This is a genomic window from Cytobacillus sp. BC1816, from assembly GCF_051353635.1.
Classification (GTDB): domain Bacteria; phylum Bacillota; class Bacilli; order Bacillales; family Cytobacillaceae; genus Cytobacillus; species Cytobacillus oceanisediminis_C.
The window spans coordinates 3,244,306-3,262,930 of the sequence record NZ_CP195611.1; the positions used below are offsets into that span (position 1 = coordinate 3,244,306).

Genomic DNA, 18,625 nt, shown 5'->3' on the forward strand with positions numbered 1-18,625 from the left:
AGCACGGAACTGCCAGTCTCGTCAAACTGCATATGGAAATATTTGCGTATTTAAAAAAAAAGAAAGTGCACCTTCCCCAAAAGGCGCACTTTCTTTGAATTTGAATCTTTACTCAGTTTCCTCTTCAGTTCCTTCTTCAGTACCTTCTTCTGTTCCCGTATCTTCAGTTTCTTCTGTGTTAGTCTCGTCAGTATCATCTTCATTGCTGCAGCCTGTAGCCACACCTGTAATCATTAAAGCTGCCATCATAGCTAATAACCATTTTTTCATTTCCAATTCCTCCTTGGCTGCTATATTTGTTACAGTAGTAATCATAGAAGAATCCGAACGGAAATAGAAGGTCATAATCCATTTTTTTACATACATTAACCTTCTTTTAAGAAAGTTCATGAAAAAATAACATAGCTTTTTCAAATAGCATGACCAAAAGCCCTTCACAAATGGGGACCTTGGAACTCATGGTCTAAGTTTTTTCCGGGTAAACTGCTGGCACTCATTCTCCCCCATCGTCTCCTCCATCATCGCTGTCTCCTGGATTACTCTCATCGCCGTTCCCAGCATGATCGGCTTCATCAAAAAATTCTTTAATAGAATCCAGTATATTTTTATTTGTATCTGCACTCTCATTCCAGTGATGTGCATTTAAAAAACTTTCTAAAGTAAATACCTGAACCGCTTGTTTTTTATGTCTGGTAATAAAGTAAAGACAAAGGATTATAATCAGCAAGATAATAAGGATAAGAATCCAGCCATTAATCACTATAACCGCCGCTCCTTCATTTTTTATGATCCTATTAAGCATTAGCGCCCATTAGCTCATTTTATTGTAAGAGTCTTTTATTTTATGGTAGGGAATTAACACAAATGGCTGGTAAGCAGGTATGAATTTTTCTATTCCATTCTGGTTTTCATCAGGCCAAAAGTATGTTCGTCCCCATTTTTTGATTATCCATCCTTCACAGCCTACCGGGATCACCCCCCAGTTTTGGGCTTTCATATCATCTAAAAAAGGATAAAACCCTCCAAAAACATTATCGAGTATGCCTATTACCTGGCATGGTTTAGTAATCTGAATCCGATACAGTTTCTCTTCATTGAAACAGATGCCATTGATGATAATCTCCTTCTTAGAAATATATTTAATCGAATTTCATCCAATGGATGTCTCTACTTTTACCTCTATTAAGCTTCTTTTTCGTGGAAATAACCTATTTTTAGATAAATGGTTCAAATCAACTATACAGCATCAGGGTCAGCTCATCCATTTAGCCATCACATCAGAGGATAGGTCCCAGCGACTCAACTTCTTTCTTCTTCACATGCTTCATATAGACAAGATGATTGACACCACTTCTTTCACTATGCTTTTGAGGTATACGCATAAACTCTGCAAAGCCCAGTTTTTCATAAAGCTTGATGGCATTTGTATTGGTATCTGCTACCTCTAGAACATATTCGTCATATGAAGCTGAATCCATTATCGATTTTAGCAGTTCTGCCGCCACACCCTGTCCTCTATAATTAACCGATGTTGCCACAAACTCTATTGCACCCATATTTTCAGATATTTGAAAGGGGTATTGCTTTTTCTCAAATTCTTTTTTGAGAATGATATAAGCAATACTTCCCATGATTAAACCAAGATGCTTTCTAAATTCACTATATTTTAATCTTACTGCAGGTGTATTGTTTGTACAGGCGGCTATAGACGCAATATGATTGTCAGCTGCAGCCGTATAAAAGACCTCAGTATTAAACATATGGGCAAATGTCCTGTAAAGTTTAGCTTTATCCTTTGAAAAATAATTCAGCCATTGATAAAAGCCGTCTACAAAAATGACACTCATCTCATTTCTTATCTTTCCTTTTGCTTCATTAGCACGAATAATATTCATAGTCTACCCCTCTATTCTTTGTGGATGTTTCAGCTGCTCGATTTATAAGGATCTGCTACTTTCCCGCTCTGCGCAGGAAAGAGCCCTTTAATGGCACAATAAAAATCTTACCTTAATCTAAAGCCCGATATTTTCCTCTTAAACTAATACCCTGTTATTTGGATAAGCTCTTCTGCTTCAAAAAAACATCTAATCTATACTCTGAATTTACATGGGTTTAATATTCAGAGTATATGATTGGTTTATCACCAAATGAGGAGGCAATATAAATGAATATGCGTGCAGTATTTATTGATATGGATGGTACACTCCTGAAAGCCTCAAACTGCATTTCCCGCCGAAACATGGAAGCCATTTATCGGCTCATAGATCAGGGAGTCATGGTGTTTCTAGCCACTGGCCGGCACTATGAAGTAACCGCTCCCTACCATAAAGAAATTGGATTACAAACTCCGATGATCTGTTTGAATGGTGCTTCTATTCACGATGCGGAGACAGGAAGAGCTACGCAAATAAAAACCGTGCGATTGAACGAGGAACGTTTCCACCATCTGACAGCAGAAAGTCCATGTAATGTTATGATCCATACATCTACTGGGCTATATTGTAAGGAAACAAATGAAGAAATCGATTATTGGACTAAAGTTGGGCAAATTCCGCCGCAGTATATCGGAGATTTAAGACAGGCAGCTTATCAGGATGTTCTTAAATATAGTGTTCGAACAGGTTCTCCAAGCCAAGAAACATCCGCTTTGTTTAAAACGGAAGCAGCAGTCATCGATTGGAATGACGGGTTTGAGCTGGTTGCTCCCGATGTTTCCAAATGGGCTGCCATCAAAAGCTTACTTAACGAACTTGGGATCAGCCCAAATGAAGTCGCAGCCATTGGAGACGGACCCAATGATATAGAAATGCTTCGTCATGCCGGTACGGGTGTGGCAATGGGGAACGCTGGCGAGCTGGTTAAAGCCGCAGCTGATTTTGTTACAGGGCACCACGAAAATGATGGATTAGCTGAGTTTATTGAACGTTATCTTCTTAAATCTTATGCGATTTAATGTATTTTTATAGGTATTTTCGTAATATAAAAAGACAGGTGATTTACCTGTCTTTTTTAATAGCAATATTCTTAGGTTAGTATGTGATAATAACTCGCTCACACAATACCGCATTACTTAGCAGGCTGCATTCCGTTAAAGCCCCTTTCACATTATGCACCGATTATATTCTTTACCTTTAGCACCCTCTCTGGATCAATCGCATGCTCATAGCTGGATTTCACACGGACTCCTGTACCAAAATGAACTTCAGTGACTGGCACCTCATCTAAAAACGCACTGATATTTTCAATTGAAAGACCAGCACCCGCCATGATTTTTAGATGACTATTTGCTGTAAGATCATGCAGGCTCTTTAGTCTTTCTGCTGCATCTGCAGCACTTCTCCTGCCGCCGGAAGTAAGGATCCTCGAAATTTGCGGATACTGCTTTAGACTTTCCAAAGCTGCAAATTGATCATTGGCCTCATCAAAGGCGCGATGGTAAGTAATATCCATTCCATCTGCTGCATTGATTAGCATCTTTAAATGATCGTTATGTACTTGCTGGTCAGGTGTAAGAACGCCAAGCACTACACCTGCCGCTCCTAATTTATTGCATATTTTAATATCCTGAATCATAATGTCAATGTCTTCTTCCGAATAGCAAAACCCGCGGCTGTGCGGACGGATCATTACATTCACGGGAATCTTTAACTCCTTGCACACTCTTTCAATGACGCCATAGCCTGGTGTCAGACCGCCCTCTGCGAGCCCGGTTACCAGTTCAATTCTGCCTGCGCCGGCTTCCTCTGCAATTAGCGCATCACTTAGGGTATCTGCGATTACTTCTATTAACATGTTCATGTATCTCCTTTAATCGTGCTCTCCCATTAGTTTGGACTTAATTAATTTAAAGGCAATTTCTCGGACTGGAATATTTCCTGTATAGATCCTACTTCCATTCCAGCATCATTTCGAATAATGGAAGGCCTTAGGTTTCTCAGCTTTTTTATGGTTTCTTGATTGTTATAGTGTATTTGTTCAAGAATAGATGCTACAATGTTTGGCCAGACGTCCTCAGATCCATTTAACACTTTTAGGGCAAATCCAGCCCGTTCTTTTTTTAGTCCGAAGCAATACACACCCTGGGCTCCGCCTTTAGCAACAATATTACTGTCTTCCAATAAAATCGAACAGATAAAATGCTGTGATGCCACCATATTAAACTGGTTATTCATAATGGACGTCATTTTAAAAACTGCCTGCTGCAGCTGAGGATCTTGAATCAGATCGGGACAAGCCAGCTTCAGGTATACTTCTGACATCCTCTTTAAAGGAATGGCAAAAACGGGCGCCCCGCAGCCATCAACACCAATATGAATTTTAGAGACAGGAATACCCGATAAATGAGAAAGAATATCCAGGATATGCTTTTGCAAAGGATGGTCTTCTTTCCAGTATCCCTCCACTGGAAATCCCCATTCACGGCATACAGTAATAAATCCCATATGTTTGCCTGCGCAATTGTGATAAAGCTTCCTTTTCTGAATCCCTTGCCTGATCATCTCTTCTCTTGGCTGTATATTTAAAGGATAAGAAGCAGGGCAATAAAGTTCTTCTTCCTTTACAGGGAGTTTTGCTAACATGGATTCCAGAGCTTTAATATGGTAAGGTTCTCCTCGATGGGAAGCTGTGAACAATGCTGCTTCCTGCTCTGTTAATCCGTACTTATCAATTATGTCAGTCAGAAACACCGGCAGTGCCTGGATTGGCTTAGATGCAGAGCGAAAGTATGTGTAATGCTCTTCATCCCCAACCTGATAAAAGGATTCTAATTGATCGTCCACACCGCATATAATCCCGGTATGAATATTCTCAACGATCCCTCCCCTGACTTCCTCTACTAATGCAGTAAATTTCAATTCAGTTCTCTCCTTCTACTCAAGCTCCAGCATAAGATTTTGGGCCTGTATAGCCGCCCCAAGAACAACTCCGGTATCACTCAATTCCGAATATACGATTCTGACCGATTGCTTCAATGGCTCCCATATATATAACTCGCATTTTTGTTCAATGGCTTGCTTCATTTCAGGCAGTTTCTCAATCGTATTGCCGCTCAAGATAATGACTTCAGGATTATACAGACAGAGGAGGTTGCTGATGGCCAATGCAATATAAGTGGAGGCTCTATCCATAATATTTAGAGCCCAGGGCTCCCGGTCCCGGTAGGATTGGAACACATCTTCTATAGAAGAAATTTCCTTCACTTTCCTGCTGTCAGCAAGGATCGCCCCTTCAGAAATATAGGTTGCGAGACAGCCTATTTTGCCGCAATTGCATACATTGCCTGTAGGATCAATCACGGTATGCCCGATTTCCCCTGCATTATTGGTTTCCCCTCTGTAAATGTCTCCATTAAGCATGATAGAAGAGCCAATTCCTGAACCAATGCCTATTAATATGGAATTTTGTGAGTCCTTTGCTTTGCCTGTAAAGCTCTCTGCCACAATCTTCATTTTTAATTCATTATCAACTATGACATTAAAAGAGGTAAGCATTTGAAGATCCTCAGCCAGGCTTGCATCTTTCCACTTTAACTGATCCGATACCTTTACAATTCCGTTTTTATAATCAATATATCCAGGTAAACCGACTGCCAGGCCCATTATTTTATTGGCAGGAATCTCGTTCTCAGTCATGATCTTTTGAATCACAGCATTTATTTTATGAAGTGTTTCCCTATAACTCTCTGATTCATTTCTTTTACTCTTATGTAATGAAACCATTTCTCCAATATAATTGACAATTCCAACTTTCAGCAGGGATTTGTCAATTTCAATGCCAACTGTATAAAGCACATCACCGCGAACTTCCAGCAGGGTTGCTTTTCTCCCTACTCCTGTTGCAACTGCCTCAGTTTCCCTTAGGTAGCCCTGCAGCTGAAGCTCAGTAACAATTCGTGTTATGGAAGTCGGGCTCATCCCCGTCATTTTTGCAATATCAATCCTTGATATAGGAGACTTTGTCTTTAAAATATCAAGAACAAGATTTTTATTTTGTCTTTTCATTAGTAGCTGATCGTGTTTCTCCATTATCCTACCTTCTTTATGCCTGCAGATTTAGACTTCCAACTCTGAAGGTGCATTTAAAGAATCGTGTTGACTCTCGCCTTCATTGGAAAAACCAACATCATCCTTTAAAACTTAATCACTTTTCTGTGCAAGTTCGGTAAGCTTCCAAAAGAGAAATCTCACTTATCCCTTTTGGAAGCTTACGTTGGAAATCCCTATCTCATTATACACTTTGTTCAAAGTATGAATCCATTTACCTAAAGCTTTTGATAAATTCTACCGCTTCCGAAATATCACTGATTGGATTTTGATTTACTTCTCTTTCAATGGTTAAGTACCCTTGAAAGTTAATTTCGTTTAAAGCATTGAAATAAGCCTCGAAATCCACATCTCCCTTTCCGAGCGGCAGCTCCCTAAAATACTCACCTGAAGCAACCATTTCTGCCATTTTTTCATGGTCTGTGCCGCCGCCATATCCAAGGAACCCGTATACATCACGAGGATCAGCAGGCTTCAGCCTCTTTCCATCCTTCACATGTGTATGGACAATATAGTCCTTTAGGAGCCTTACACCTTCTGCCGGGTCATCTCCGGTTACCATCACCATATTCGCTGGATCAAAATTAACTGATACCCCGTTAGTGCTCAAGGTATCCAGAAAGTTTTTGAGCCTGGCGGATGGTTCAGGACCTGTCTCAATGGCAAAGTAGGCATTCATGCTTCTAGCGTAAACAGCGAGTTCTTCACATGCAGCCTGCATCGCTTCAAATATGGGGCTGTCCTGCTCTTCAGGAATAATGCCAATATGCGTCGTCACAATATTTGTCCCCAACTCTGCAGCGAGATCCAAAATGCGTTTTGATTTTTCGATCTTAATTGGATTTTGCACAGCATCCTGAAACCCATGCCCCCCAAGGTCACCGCAAAGGGCGGAAATTTCCAGGCCGATGGAATCCAAATAGCCCTTTAGGTTTTTACGGGAATTCTGATCTATATTTTCAGGAGCCATTTCTCCTTCAACTGCATATATTTGTACACCATCAGCCCCCATATCCTTGCAGAGTTTAAGTCCTTCGTAAAGAGGCAGCCGCAGACTATCCACCATGACACCAATTTTATTTGAGAGTTTAACAGTCTTCATTTTAAGCAAATGTCACCTCACTTTTCTTATCAGCCGCTTCATAAATGCCAGCGAGGATTTTCATCATTTCCACCCCATCTTCAACAGGCGCTAATGGATTTGTTCCTGTTATGCAGCTTGAAACAAAGGAATCGATCTGATTCTGAAAAGCATTGGCAAAATCAAAGGTTAAATGATCCATTTGCGGGTGAATATTAAGGATAGTGTTGTTTTCTTCACTAATAATGGCCAATTCAGGCTCCAGTTCTGCGCCGCCTTTGGTGCCATATAATTTGACTCCAATTTCATCTTGTTTCGCATGAAGTGTATAGGATACATCCACAAATAAAGAGGCACCGTTCTCAAACGTAATAAGGGCATTTGCTAAATCTTCTACTGTATTCCGGTCTTTATGATAATCTGCCGCTTTATAAAAACGTAAATTCTCGACATTCCCTCTGTTCCCCAGCTTGCTGTACACATTTCCGGAAATCGACTTTACTTTAGGGCGGCCCATAAGGTACCAGCACACATCGATGACATGGACACCAAGGTCTATTAAGGGACCTCCCCCTGACCGATCCTTGTCTGCAAACCAGCCGCCGGGATTTCCCAGACGGCGCAGGCATGATGCTTTAGCATAGTAAATGTCGCCTAAAGTTCCGTTGTCAACAAAAGCTTTCAGCACTTTTGTATTTGTAGCAAACCTCCGGACGAAACCTACCTGCAGAGTTTTCCCGCTATTCCTTTCAGCTGCTTCCACTTTTAACGCTTCTTCCACATTCATGGCCAAAGGCTTTTCTACCAGAACATGTTTTCCAGCGTTTAGTGCCCCAACAGATATTTCGGCATGGCTATTATTCCAGGTGCAAATGCTTACTGCATCGACATTCGGGTCACTATACACTTCTTCTATATTCCTATATACATGGCTGATTCCATACTCCAGCGCTTTCGCTTCCGCTCTTTCCGCAGAATAATCAAAAACTCCGTACAGAACAGCATCAGAATTGCTGGCAAAGGATTTGAAGTGCATATCAGATATGGATCCGGCTCCTATAATACATACTCTTAAAGGTTCCACTTTCTTCACCCTTTCAAAACCGGCTTAGAATCATTCACTGCCTGCACTTCGTTCCATAACCTTCTTACATTATCCATGCCAATTTTGGAACCAGTCCTGCAATCTTCCATGCCTTCAAATTCCACTGTCAAATAACCGTCAAAACCGGAGCCTTTTATCAATCTAATAATCTCGCGTATATTTAAATCTCCGTGGCCCACGATGGCTCCGCGCAAATAGTTTTCATTTACCGTTCTGAACCATACTCCATCACCCGGATTTTCAAAATATGGGCGAATATAGAAATCTTTTAAATGAACCGTTGCTGCGTATTTTAGATTCTTTTTTACCCCAACGAGCGGATCCTCATCAATGCAAAGGAAGTTGCCGACATCGAGAGTTGTTTTGAAGTTAGGACGGTCCACCGCATGAATGACCCGCTGTACACGGTCGCTCGATTGGACATTGAATCCGTGGTTTTCAATAGTTGTCGTAATGCCGTACTGCGCTGCATAATCTGCGATTTGACGGCTTCCTTCTACTAACTTATCAAAATGCTCTTCAAAGTAGTGAATCGTCATTTCTTCCGGCTTCAGCTGAAATGCTGTTACATCATGGCGCATAATCTTAATGCCCATGAGATTAACGATATCCACATGCTCTTTCAGCCTCTCCACTTCTTGTTCGAATGCTTCCTGTGTCGGCTGAACAAAATTGGCCGGAAGGGAGTAGGCAGAAAGTTCAATCCCTGCAGCTTCTGCTCTCTTCTTAATTTGATGTGCCAGCTCTGCATTATCCACAACCGAAAAACCATAAGGGACAATTTCCATATGCTCCCCGCCATTTTCGGCAATCCAGTCAATCACATCCAGAACCGTCATATTGCCATCTCTTAATTCTCTTACTAAACTGTACGTGCTAAGTCCAACCTTCATGAAAATCCTCTCCTATTTCCAGTATTTTTATAGTGAATTTGCAGCAATGCTGATATTAAGCAAAGTGACCGATATATTAAAAATGTGACCGATAAAATTAAATTCTGACCGATATCTCCGAAAACTGAACGTTATAATTAGAAGTCGACCGTTAAACAGAGCAAAGTGACCGATAAAATCCTGCAGAGCGAAAAATCCTTTGGAAAAATCTCATTGGATCAGCACATTTGGCTAATCCATTAAATGACATGCAACAAAATGATCATCAGCCAGCCCTTTTTTCACCTCTGGTTCCACTGTTCTGCAAATATCCATGCAGGCAGGACACCTCGTATGAAAGCGGCACCCGGAAGGAGGGTTAACCGGACTCGGCAAGTCTCCCTGCAGGACAATCCGCTCTCTTCTCAGCCTCGGATCCGGGACTGGAACAGAAGATAACAGTGCTTTTGTATAAGGATGCTGCGGATTTGAGAAGATGACATCCTTCGGGCCTGATTCGACGATGGTGCCAAGATACATGACCCCGATGTTATCGCTGATATGTTCGACTACACTTAAATCATGAGAAATAAATAGATAGGTAAGATTAAATTCAGTCTGTAAATCCTTTAATAAGTTCAGGATTTGAGATTGAATGGAAACATCAAGAGCGGATACGGGTTCATCAGCTATAATGAGCTTAGGCTTCATAATCAGAGCCCTGGCTATGCCGATCCGCTGGCGCTGGCCGCCGCTGAATTCATGAGCATACCGGTCTGCATGATGTTCTGTCAGTCCTACAACTTCGAGCATTTCTGACACTAGATGATTTCGCTCAGCTTTTGATCTTTTCGTATGAATCACAAGAGGTTCAGCAATAATCTCTCTTACTTTCATTCTTGGATTGAGAGATGCATAGGGGTCCTGAAAGATCATCTGCACCTTTTTCCTTACCAATTTCAGCTGTGATTCTTTCTTTTGTGAAATTTCTTCGCCATCAATCCAGATTTCACCGTGGCTGGGAGTCAGCAGTCTTGAGATCAGCCGTCCTGTTGTTGACTTGCCGCACCCGCTTTCTCCAACCAGACTGTATGTAGTTCCTTGCTCGATGCCAAAGGACACATCATGAACTGCCTTTAATGATCTCTTTTTGGAAAACATGCCACCCGGAAGCGTGAATGACTTTTTCAGCCCATTTATTTTCAGCAGTGTCTCAGGCATATACATTCTTCCTCCCTTCTTCAATCATCCAGCAGCTGCACATTCTCCCATTACCCAAATCAGTGGCATGCGGCTCTTCCTCTAAACAAATAGCCATGGCCTCATTGCATCTTGGTGCAAATTTGCAGCCCTTTGGCATATTGCCGGGATCGGGCACATTCCCTTTAATCGATGTCAATTTATCCTTTCTCTGCCCGATTTTTGGAACAGATCCTATCAGTCCTTTCGTATAAGGATGCTGAGGGCTTTCAAATAAATCGAATACATTCGCTTCCTCTACTACTCGGCCTGCATACATGACGGCTACCCGGTCACACATTTCCGCCACTACACCGAGATCATGCGTAATTAATAGAACGGACATGCCTTCCTCCCGCTGCAGCTGTTTCATCAATTCCAATATCTGCGCCTGAATGGTTACATCCAATGCAGTCGTTGGCTCATCGGCTATTAAAAGCTGAGGATTGCAGGACATGGCCATGGCAATCATAATCCTTTGCCGCATCCCCCCGGAGAGCTGATGTGGAAATTCATAAACGATTTCCTCCGCACGGGGAATCCCAACTTTCTTTAAAATAAAAATCACATGCTCCTTCGCCTGTTTTTCGTTTAAGGCAAGATGCAGCCGGATGGGCTCAAGCAGCTGTTCTCCTATTTTCATTACGGGATTTAATGAAGTCATCGGCTCCTGAAAAATCATGGCCATTTGTTTTCCGCGGATCTTTCTCATTTCCCGCTCTGTTTTATGAGTAAGATCCTCGCCTTTAAAGGAAATGCTTCCGCCTGATATTTCTCCGCTTGTGCCTTTAAATAATTTCATGATCGATAGGGAGGTTAAACTTTTGCCGCAGCCGGATTCCCCTACGAGCCCGAGTACCTCTCCTTTATTGATATGAAAACTGACACCCCGCAAAATTTTCAGCTTTTGCTTATCCTTTGTAAATTGCGTCTCCAGCTGGTTAACCTGCAATAGCTTCTCCATTTTTTTCAATCTCCCTTACTCATTCTTCGTTTTAGGGTCCAGGACATCCCGTAGCCCATCTCCGACAAGATTGAAAGCAAGCACTGTCAAAAAGATTGCTAATCCCGGCATCATGACAACATGGGAAGCAGTTCCTAAATAATCACGGCCAAGGCTGAGCATAGCACCCCAATCCGGTGTTTCAGGACTGGCACCGAGACCCAAAAAACTCAAACTGGAGGCCGCTAAGATTGCCGTTCCAATTCTCATCGTAATAAATACGATTAGGCTTCCAAGAGTTTCAGGAAAAATGTGCTTGAACATAATCCTCCGGTGCGAGGCTCCCATAGATTTCGCCGCTTCCACAAAGACAGTTTCCTTTCCCTCCAATGTCGAGCCCCTTACCAGTCTTGCAAAAGATGGGATGCTGAAAATGGATACCGCAATTACCACATTCGTTAATCCCGGTCCTAAAATGGCCACAATGGCGATTGCCAGCAGCAGATCCGGAAACGCAAACATGACATCACTGCCCCTCATGATAAGACGATCCAGCCAGCCGCCAAAATAACCGCTCATTAGTCCAAGAATGATACCTCCAGCCGCTCCCAAAAAAACAGCCAGAAAACTGACACCAAGCGAAATTCTCGCACCCACGAGAAGCCGGCTGAAAATATCGCGTCCGTATTCATCTGTGCCTGCCCAATGTTCATTGCTGGGACCCTGCAGCGTCGTATTATAATCGGGCTCATACGGATCATAGGGTGCAATATAGGGCCCAATGATGGCGACGATGATTAGCAGCAGTATAAAAATGCTTGCCCCAAATGCCAGTTTTTGCTTTTTCCAATTCTTAAAGAATTCTTTAACAGGTGAGTATTTTTTCTTTGGAATCACTGGGGTATAGGCATTTACTTCTTTTATTATTTCCATGATTCCCCTCCTTTAGGTAACGTAGCGTATTTTCGGATTCAGCATACTGTACATGATGTCTACTATTAAATTAACGAGAATAAATTCAATGGAGAAGAGCAAAAGCTCAGCCTGGATGACAGGATAGTCCCTGAAGGCAATGGAATCAATCAGCAATCGCCCCATCCCCGGAAAGCTAAAAACAGTCTCCACGACGACCGATCCGCCCAGCAGGAATCCAAACTGCAGCCCGGCAATAGTGACTACAGGAATTAAAGAGTTTCTCAATGCATGCTTTGGAATGACTACAGATTCCTTAAGTCCTTTCGCTCTTCCCGTCCGAATAAAATCTGCTCTTAATGTTTCAAGCAATGATGACCGGGTAAACCTGGCTAGCATGGACATGATGCCTGCGCCCAAAGTGATGGAAGGCAATATATAGCTTTTCCAGCTCTCGGCCCCCCCGGTTGGAAACCACCCCAGCTGGACAGAAAAAATCTGGATAAGAATCAAACCAAGCCAGAATCCCGGCATGGAAATTCCTGATACAGCCGTGACCATCCCAAAATAATCCGGCCATTTATTTTTGAATACCGCAGACAGTGTGCCAATTAACAATCCAAGCACCAACGCCCAGCCCATACTCATGAACGTTAAATAGATGGAGGGCATAAAGCGGTCTGCAAACATCTCTGAAACCGGAAGACCTGTCTTTAAGGAAGTCCCCAAATCTCCTTGAAACAAATTGCTCATGTATGTAATGTATTGATCCCAAATTGGCTGATCGAGTCCCAGTTCCGCCCTGATGATATTGACCTCTTCAAGAGTTGCATCTTTTCCGGCAACTAATCTGGCAGGATCTCCAGGGATTAAATGCGTGAAGAAAAAGATTAATATTGAAACAATAAATAGGATTGGGATCATTTCCAGGATTCTCTTCAAGATATATTGAAGCAAAATGAAAACCCCTTTCTTAGAAAGGAAGAGGCATTGGGTATAATCAGCCTTTGCCTCTTCTGATTGCCTTGCTCTTACTTAAGATTCGCGTCTGTCACATTAATTCCGCCTGTTGGAGAAATGAAGACGCCCTCTACATTGGACCTTGAACCAGCCAGAATCTCATCTACCCCAAGGAAAATCCAAGGTGCATCTTTGTAGATAGCTGATTGAATATTGCTGTAGATCTCTGCCTGCTTGTCAGGATCTGCTGTTTGATTTACCTCTGTTATCCACTTATCTACATCATCATTTTTGTAGTATGCAGTATTGGCTCCATCCGGCGGGAATGAGCTGCTGCTGAACAATGGCTTCGTTGCATTGGTGGTATCGGATGGATACGCAGACCAGCTGACATACCACATTTGCACCTTTGCCTCTTCTGGTGTCTGAGCTCCATAAATTTCATCTGACAATGTGCCTTCTTCCATTGATTTAATCTCAACCGTAATGCCAATTTCTTTTAACTGCTGCTGGATAAACTGCATTCCCTTCAATGTGTCGGAATTGGTGTTACCCCAAATTTCAGCATTGAAGCCATCTTCAAATCCAGCCTCTTTCATTAATTCTTTTGCTTTCTCAATGTTGTGATCATAGGTTTCCTGTTTGGAGTAAAACTGGGTTTTGCTTGGAATAATCGAGTCCAGCGGCAAGCCGTAGCCGGAATTTACGACACTTATAAATGCCTCTTTATTCACTGCATAGTTTATGGCCTGACGGATGCGGACGTCATCATACGGCTCTTTCATTGTATTGATGGATACATATCGGGCAATCGTGGAAGGAATTTTATGAATTTCTACGTCTGAATTGCTCTCCAATTCCTTCAAGTTTTGCACTGGCGCCGGATAGATCACATGTGCTTCGCCTGTTTTAAGCATAGCTACACGAGAGCCATTTTCAGGAACAGGTTTGTACGTAATCTTTTTCACACGATCAGCCTTATTCCAATAATCATCGAATCTTTCAACTGTTAAATGGTCCCCCTGAACCCATTCCACAAACTTGAATGGACCGGTGCCAACTGGTGTTTTGCCGATATCATTAGAAGAATCATTGATCAGCTTCGGGCTTAGGATTTTAGCGGAGACAAATCTTGTCAGCATCCCTGCATATGGTTCTTTTAATGTGACTTTAATCTGATAATCATCAATCACATCAATGCTGGTAATAAGATTAAATCCGCGGCTATTCAATCGGAGGCTTTCATCCTTCATAATCCTTTCAAAGCTGGTTTTAACCGCCTCTGCATTGAACGGCTCTCCATCATGGAAGGTAACACCCTGACGCAGTTTGAATGAATATTCCAGTGCATTATCACTGACACTGTATTCCTCAGCCAACTGCGGAATGATTTGCCCTTCTTCATCCGATCCCAGCAGTCCCTCTAACATGGCTGTCTGAACGGAATTTGAATTCGTATCGCCCGTATTATGCGGGTCCATGGATATAAAGTTTTCATTTACCGCAATCACTAATTCCTCTTCTTTCGGGCTTGAAGAGCTTCCGGAGCTTTCCTTCTCATCCGTTCCGCTTTCTTTGCTGGAGCAGCCAGCCATCAGTACCAAGGAAATCAAAACAACAAATAGCGTTTTCCACACGTTTACCCTTCTCAAATTGCTTTCCCCCTCGAACAATTTTGTTTTTTTGTTTTTCTTGGAAGTTCATTCAAAAGATTTAAGAAGTGCTGGTTCTAAACAGGCCAGATAACAAAGCTGCAACTTAAATCTTCAGATAATTATTTTCACCAAGTTAATAAATATGCAAAAAAATATGTATTTTAGCGTATTTTAGTTTATTTTACATATTATTTTCTCCAGTGATGAAAATAATTAAATTTATTATAGAATGATAATCTCGTAATTTCAATATTAAATTCTGAAAATTTTATATTTTTTATTTTTATATACTGTATCTCTACTCTTTCTTTTTATTTAATTCCGTTACAATGCAGAGAAATACCGACCTTATTCAAGCGGGAAATTAAAATCCAATAGACAAAGTCCCAGATCCATTTTTGAATACAGTTATATAAATTCAATTCTGGAGGTTAAAAAATGGAACAAAGCTATAGCCGTCCCCCACAGCATCTCGCTTGGCACGAAACATTGGAAATCCATGAATTAGTCGCTTTTCAACCTATTGGACGTATGAAACTAAAAAAAGCATACCGGGAAATAACTGACCCGGAATTAAAGGAAATATACAGGCAGTCCATTAATGCCCTAAGCAAAAATATCAGCGTGCTTCTTCAGTTTTATCCCATGGCTCCAAGATCGGATCAATTTGATGGGGATAGAGTGGATAAACTGCCATTTTATTCAGGGGATTTATTAGGCCTGTCCAAAACTTCGGTCAGGAATTATGCAATAGCCATTACCGAAACAGCAACGGATTCAGTAAGAATTGTATTAACTAAACATCTTATGGGAGCAATTGATTTACACGCGAAAATTTACCAGTATATGTATAAAAGAGGCTTTTATCCTTCTTACAATTTAAACAAATTACTTATTAACGATGTTAACCTTGCAAATAAAGCTCTTTCTGAGCCTATTTAACGCATTAAATCAGATTCCAATATGAACTTAAGGATATCTGATTCTTTTTGACAATCCCTGGGTCACCTGATGAATGAGCATATCGCAAGAATATCCCAAATTCAAGTTCTTTAGATTTTTGGCCCCTGTTAATTTCAACAAGATCATGTCAACTTGCCACTAGGATCTATCATTTCATACTTGTTGCCTGGTTAATCGTCCCTTTCCCTCAAATCCATTGAAAACATTAAATTTGATAATCACAGAAATTCTTCTCACAAAATAATAGACCAGGTATATCAGCACCTGGTCAGATTCTGCCTTATTTATTTATACACTAAGCTGTATTCAGCTTTCTCTTAATCCTGGCAGCAAAGACTTCAAGGGTAATCGCAACGGCCAGAATAAAATAAGTAATAGCACCGATTTCCCTCATATCCAGGTAAAAGCTGCTTGCCATGAACATGTCAAATCCGATACCGCCGGCTCCTGCTGCTGCTCCCATGGCAACGGCTACCGCAAAGTTAATTTCAAAGCGGAGAAATGTCCAGGAAATCATATAAGTGATGGAAGATGGGATAACCGCCTGAAAGACAATTTGCCACCAATTGGCTCCGCTGGCCTGCAGGGCTTCAATCACTCCCCTGTCCAATTCTTCAAAGGACTCCGAATAGGCTTTGATCAGATAACCGATCGAGTGGAAGGTCATTCCAATAACTGCAGCTGTACTTCCAAGACCGGCTGCAACCGCGAAGATCAGCACCCACAGGACGGTCGGCACGGCTCTAATAAAGGCTACCATGCTTTTAATGACTATTGAAACCCTTTTCGAAGACAGGTTCTCAGCGGCCAGCAATCCGAATAGGACTGCAATTATGGCGCCAAATAAGGTTGTCAGGAAAGCCAGCCCAAGTGTGACCATGACTTGATAAAGGGCATGTCCAAAGGAGAAATGCTTTAAGTGCGGTTCAAGGAATATGGTTTTTAAATTGGCGAATGTGCCGAGAAGCGCATCCATAAAGTCCAGTTCCTTATAATCAAAGCTGTAAAATGCATAGACTGTCAGCGCAGCCAGAATAAAGAGGGTTAATCTCGTTACTATGGCCGCTTTGTTCAAAGGCTTAGCCGGCATTCTTTTGCCAAGCAGATGACCGGCTGGTGCCGTTACATTACTCAGCTGTTCCTTCACCTCCATTACAATATCACCTTCCTTACATAATTGGATGCATATTCGATCAAAAGGATAGCAGCAATGATGACAACAACAACCAGACTTGCTGTGTCATAAGCCAAACTTTTATAGTATAAGTTGAATGTAAATCCGATTCCAGATCCTGTCAGCAGTCCAATTAATGTGGCACTTCGGATATTCGTTTCGATCATGAACAAAATCCAGCTGATTAATTGCGGAATGCTTGATGGAATTACCGATTGAAAGATGATGGAAAAGTAGCCTGCGCCTGTCGCTTTTAAAGCCTCCACAGAACCCCCGCTCACTTCATCAATTGTTTCGGTAAAAGCTCTGGTCAAGAATCCAAATGACCCAAAAAACAAAGCAAAATAGCCTGTTAACGCGCTCTGTCCAAATGAAAACAGCAAAATCAGCGCCCATGCGGCAACATCGATGTTTCGAAAGACAGTGGCAATTCCTCTTGTAATCGCTCCAAAAAAGGCATTTACCCTTGTTGTATTCGAACCGAAAATGGAAAATAACAGGGCGAACACAGCAGCTGCTGTCGTAGCTGCAATCGAAACCAGGAGTGTTTCCTGCAGCTTTTCAAGAATAACTGGCAGCTTTTCTAAGGATTCTGCGGTTGGATAGAAGTTTGCCATTCCCCATTGAATGGCTTTCGGGATTGAAGCAAAGCCCTTTAATGCATTGTACTCAGTAATGATCATGGCAAGGATCGTAACGGCACCAAGGAGTAATAGGAAGGCAAGTGTGTTTCGTTTTTTCTTAGCAAAGATATCAGCCTGCATGTATGCCTCCAATGTCAAAGATTAAATCTTCTGCTTCCGATCCATATATTCGCTGAATGTCTTCTGAAGTCAGGTCTTTAGCCGAACCGTTATACACAACCTGCCCCTTGTTAATGCCGATGATTCTGTCCGAATACTTGATGGCTACATCTACCTGATGAAGATTCACAATAACGGTAATGCCCATTGTTGCTGTAACCTTCTTTAAATAGTCCATAATCACTTTTGCCGAATTAGGATCAAGGGACGCAATGGGCTCGTCGCATAAAAGCATCCGCGGATTTTGGATAAGCGCACGGGCAATGCCAACCCGCTGTTTTTGCCCGCCGCTTAATTGGTCTGCGCGCTTATAAATCATTTCGTTCAGGCCAAGCACATTCAAAATCTGGGCTGCCTGCTGCTTTTCCTCTTTGCTGTAATATCCAATAACGCCAGCCAGTGTTGATTTGGTTCCCAATATTCCGTGCAGCGTGTTTTCGATTACCGATAATCGATTCACTAAGTTATAGTGCTGAAAGATCATGCCAATTTTGGTGCGGACCTGCTTTAATTCTTTTTTCTTCAGGTCCATTATATGGAGATCCTGGAAGCGGATTTCTCCGCCAGTAGCATCAATCATGCGGTTGAGGCAGCGGAGGAGAGTTGATTTCCCTGCTCCAGATGGGCCGATAATGGAAACGAACTCCCCTTCCTGGACTGAGAAGCTTACATCAGTTAATGCTTTCGAATCTTTGCCAAATTGCTTTGTAAGGTGATTAACTTCCAATAATGCTGTCATGAGTTAACCCCTCCTATCCAATTGTTTTATCCCGCTTTAATGGGCAGAAGATTTCATCACTCTGTTCTAACTGCAAATAAATCTGGACTGTTAGCAAATTATAATTTTATCCGCAAATAAATTAGGACTATACGC

Annotated in this window: 19 protein-coding genes; 2 read left to right on the top strand and 17 right to left on the bottom strand. The window is 41.9% G+C overall.

The features are described 5' to 3' along the window. Nucleotides 1-108 precede the first annotated feature (108 nt). From ACR42H_RS16395 to ACR42H_RS16405, 3 genes are all read right to left on the bottom strand, one after another. Nucleotides 109-270, bottom strand: a complete 162-nt coding sequence (locus ACR42H_RS16395) for a hypothetical protein (protein ID WP_243856114.1) — start codon at nucleotides 268-270, stop codon at nucleotides 109-111. 223 nt (nucleotides 271-493) lie between these two features. Continuing rightward, entirely contained in the window at nucleotides 494-802 is a 309-nt protein-coding gene (locus tag ACR42H_RS16400) for a hypothetical protein (RefSeq protein WP_436371933.1), read from the bottom strand. 475 nt (nucleotides 803-1,277) lie between these two features. Continuing rightward, entirely contained in the window at nucleotides 1,278-1,895 is a 618-nt protein-coding gene (locus ACR42H_RS16405; RefSeq protein WP_113881577.1) for a GNAT family N-acetyltransferase, read from the bottom strand. Nucleotides 1,896-2,164: 269 nt separating this feature from the next. On the opposite strand from ACR42H_RS16405, the gene ACR42H_RS16410 reads away from it, so the two are divergent. Then, entirely contained in the window at nucleotides 2,165-2,953 is a 789-nt protein-coding gene (locus ACR42H_RS16410) for an HAD family hydrolase (protein WP_436371936.1), read from the top strand. A gap of 152 nt (nucleotides 2,954-3,105) precedes the next feature. Here the strand turns inward: ACR42H_RS16410 and ACR42H_RS16415 are convergent, their stop codons facing one another. From ACR42H_RS16415 to ACR42H_RS16465, 11 genes are all read right to left on the bottom strand, one after another. Continuing rightward, nucleotides 3,106-3,792, bottom strand: coding sequence for a copper homeostasis protein CutC (locus ACR42H_RS16415; protein WP_436371938.1), 687 nt, complete (start codon nucleotides 3,790-3,792; stop codon nucleotides 3,106-3,108). 47 nt (nucleotides 3,793-3,839) lie between these two features. Further along, nucleotides 3,840-4,856 carry an asparaginase gene (locus ACR42H_RS16420; RefSeq protein ID WP_436371940.1) on the bottom strand — a complete coding sequence of 339 codons (1,017 nt, stop codon included), beginning with the start codon at nucleotides 4,854-4,856 and terminating at the stop codon, nucleotides 3,840-3,842. A 15-nt stretch (nucleotides 4,857-4,871) separates the two neighbouring features. Beyond that, nucleotides 4,872-6,026: an ROK family transcriptional regulator gene (locus ACR42H_RS16425; protein WP_436371942.1), complete on the bottom strand. Its 1,155-nt coding sequence runs from the start codon at nucleotides 6,024-6,026 to the stop codon at nucleotides 4,872-4,874. 232 nt (nucleotides 6,027-6,258) lie between these two features. After that, the gene (locus tag ACR42H_RS16430) at nucleotides 6,259-7,146 is read right to left on the bottom strand and encodes a sugar phosphate isomerase/epimerase family protein (protein ID WP_436371944.1); all 888 of its coding nucleotides are present in this window, start codon (nucleotides 7,144-7,146) and stop codon (nucleotides 6,259-6,261) included. Between the two features lies 1 nt (nucleotide 7,147). Beyond that, nucleotides 7,148-8,209, bottom strand: a complete 1,062-nt coding sequence (locus ACR42H_RS16435; protein WP_113881571.1) for a Gfo/Idh/MocA family protein — start codon at nucleotides 8,207-8,209, stop codon at nucleotides 7,148-7,150. A 5-nt stretch (nucleotides 8,210-8,214) separates the two neighbouring features. Further along, nucleotides 8,215-9,123: a sugar phosphate isomerase/epimerase family protein gene (locus tag ACR42H_RS16440; RefSeq protein ID WP_113881570.1), complete on the bottom strand. Its 909-nt coding sequence runs from the start codon at nucleotides 9,121-9,123 to the stop codon at nucleotides 8,215-8,217. Between the two features lie 231 nt (nucleotides 9,124-9,354). Then, nucleotides 9,355-10,323, bottom strand: a complete 969-nt coding sequence (locus ACR42H_RS16445) for an ABC transporter ATP-binding protein (RefSeq protein WP_436376974.1) — start codon at nucleotides 10,321-10,323, stop codon at nucleotides 9,355-9,357. Beyond that, complete coding sequence (locus tag ACR42H_RS16450) at nucleotides 10,316-11,305, bottom strand: ABC transporter ATP-binding protein (RefSeq protein ID WP_113881569.1); 990 nt, start codon at nucleotides 11,303-11,305, stop codon at nucleotides 10,316-10,318. Before ACR42H_RS16450 ends, ACR42H_RS16445 begins: the two co-directional genes overlap by 8 nt. Before the next feature lie 15 nt (nucleotides 11,306-11,320). Further along, a complete protein-coding gene (locus tag ACR42H_RS16455; RefSeq protein WP_113881568.1) occupies nucleotides 11,321-12,217 on the bottom strand; it encodes an ABC transporter permease in 897 nt (298 codons plus the stop codon). Between the two features lie 12 nt (nucleotides 12,218-12,229). Next, a complete protein-coding gene (gene nikB, locus ACR42H_RS16460) occupies nucleotides 12,230-13,153 on the bottom strand; it encodes a nickel ABC transporter permease (protein WP_113881567.1) in 924 nt (307 codons plus the stop codon). Nucleotides 13,154-13,227: 74 nt separating this feature from the next. Next, nucleotides 13,228-14,808: a glutathione ABC transporter substrate-binding protein gene (locus ACR42H_RS16465; RefSeq protein ID WP_113881566.1), complete on the bottom strand. Its 1,581-nt coding sequence runs from the start codon at nucleotides 14,806-14,808 to the stop codon at nucleotides 13,228-13,230. 441 nt (nucleotides 14,809-15,249) lie between these two features. Here ACR42H_RS16465 and ACR42H_RS16470 point away from each other — a divergent pair, with 441 nt between their 5' ends. Further along, nucleotides 15,250-15,753, top strand: coding sequence for a spore coat protein (locus tag ACR42H_RS16470; RefSeq protein WP_436371948.1), 504 nt, complete (start codon nucleotides 15,250-15,252; stop codon nucleotides 15,751-15,753). 316 nt (nucleotides 15,754-16,069) lie between these two features. On the opposite strand, the gene ACR42H_RS16475 is transcribed toward ACR42H_RS16470, so the two are convergent. Genes ACR42H_RS16475 through phnC form a run of 3 tightly spaced genes read right to left on the bottom strand, consistent with a single transcriptional unit; the run spans nucleotide 16,070 to nucleotide 18,490 of the window. After that, nucleotides 16,070-16,927 carry a PhnE/PtxC family ABC transporter permease gene (locus tag ACR42H_RS16475; RefSeq protein ID WP_436371950.1) on the bottom strand — a complete coding sequence of 286 codons (858 nt, stop codon included), beginning with the start codon at nucleotides 16,925-16,927 and terminating at the stop codon, nucleotides 16,070-16,072. Then, nucleotides 16,927-17,712 carry a PhnE/PtxC family ABC transporter permease gene (locus ACR42H_RS16480; protein WP_113881563.1) on the bottom strand — a complete coding sequence of 262 codons (786 nt, stop codon included), beginning with the start codon at nucleotides 17,710-17,712 and terminating at the stop codon, nucleotides 16,927-16,929. Before ACR42H_RS16480 ends, ACR42H_RS16475 begins: the two co-directional genes overlap by 1 nt. Further along, nucleotides 17,702-18,490, bottom strand: coding sequence for a phosphonate ABC transporter ATP-binding protein (phnC, locus tag ACR42H_RS16485; RefSeq protein ID WP_436371953.1), 789 nt, complete (start codon nucleotides 18,488-18,490; stop codon nucleotides 17,702-17,704). Before phnC ends, ACR42H_RS16480 begins: the two co-directional genes overlap by 11 nt. Between the last annotated feature and the right edge of the window lie 135 nt (nucleotides 18,491-18,625).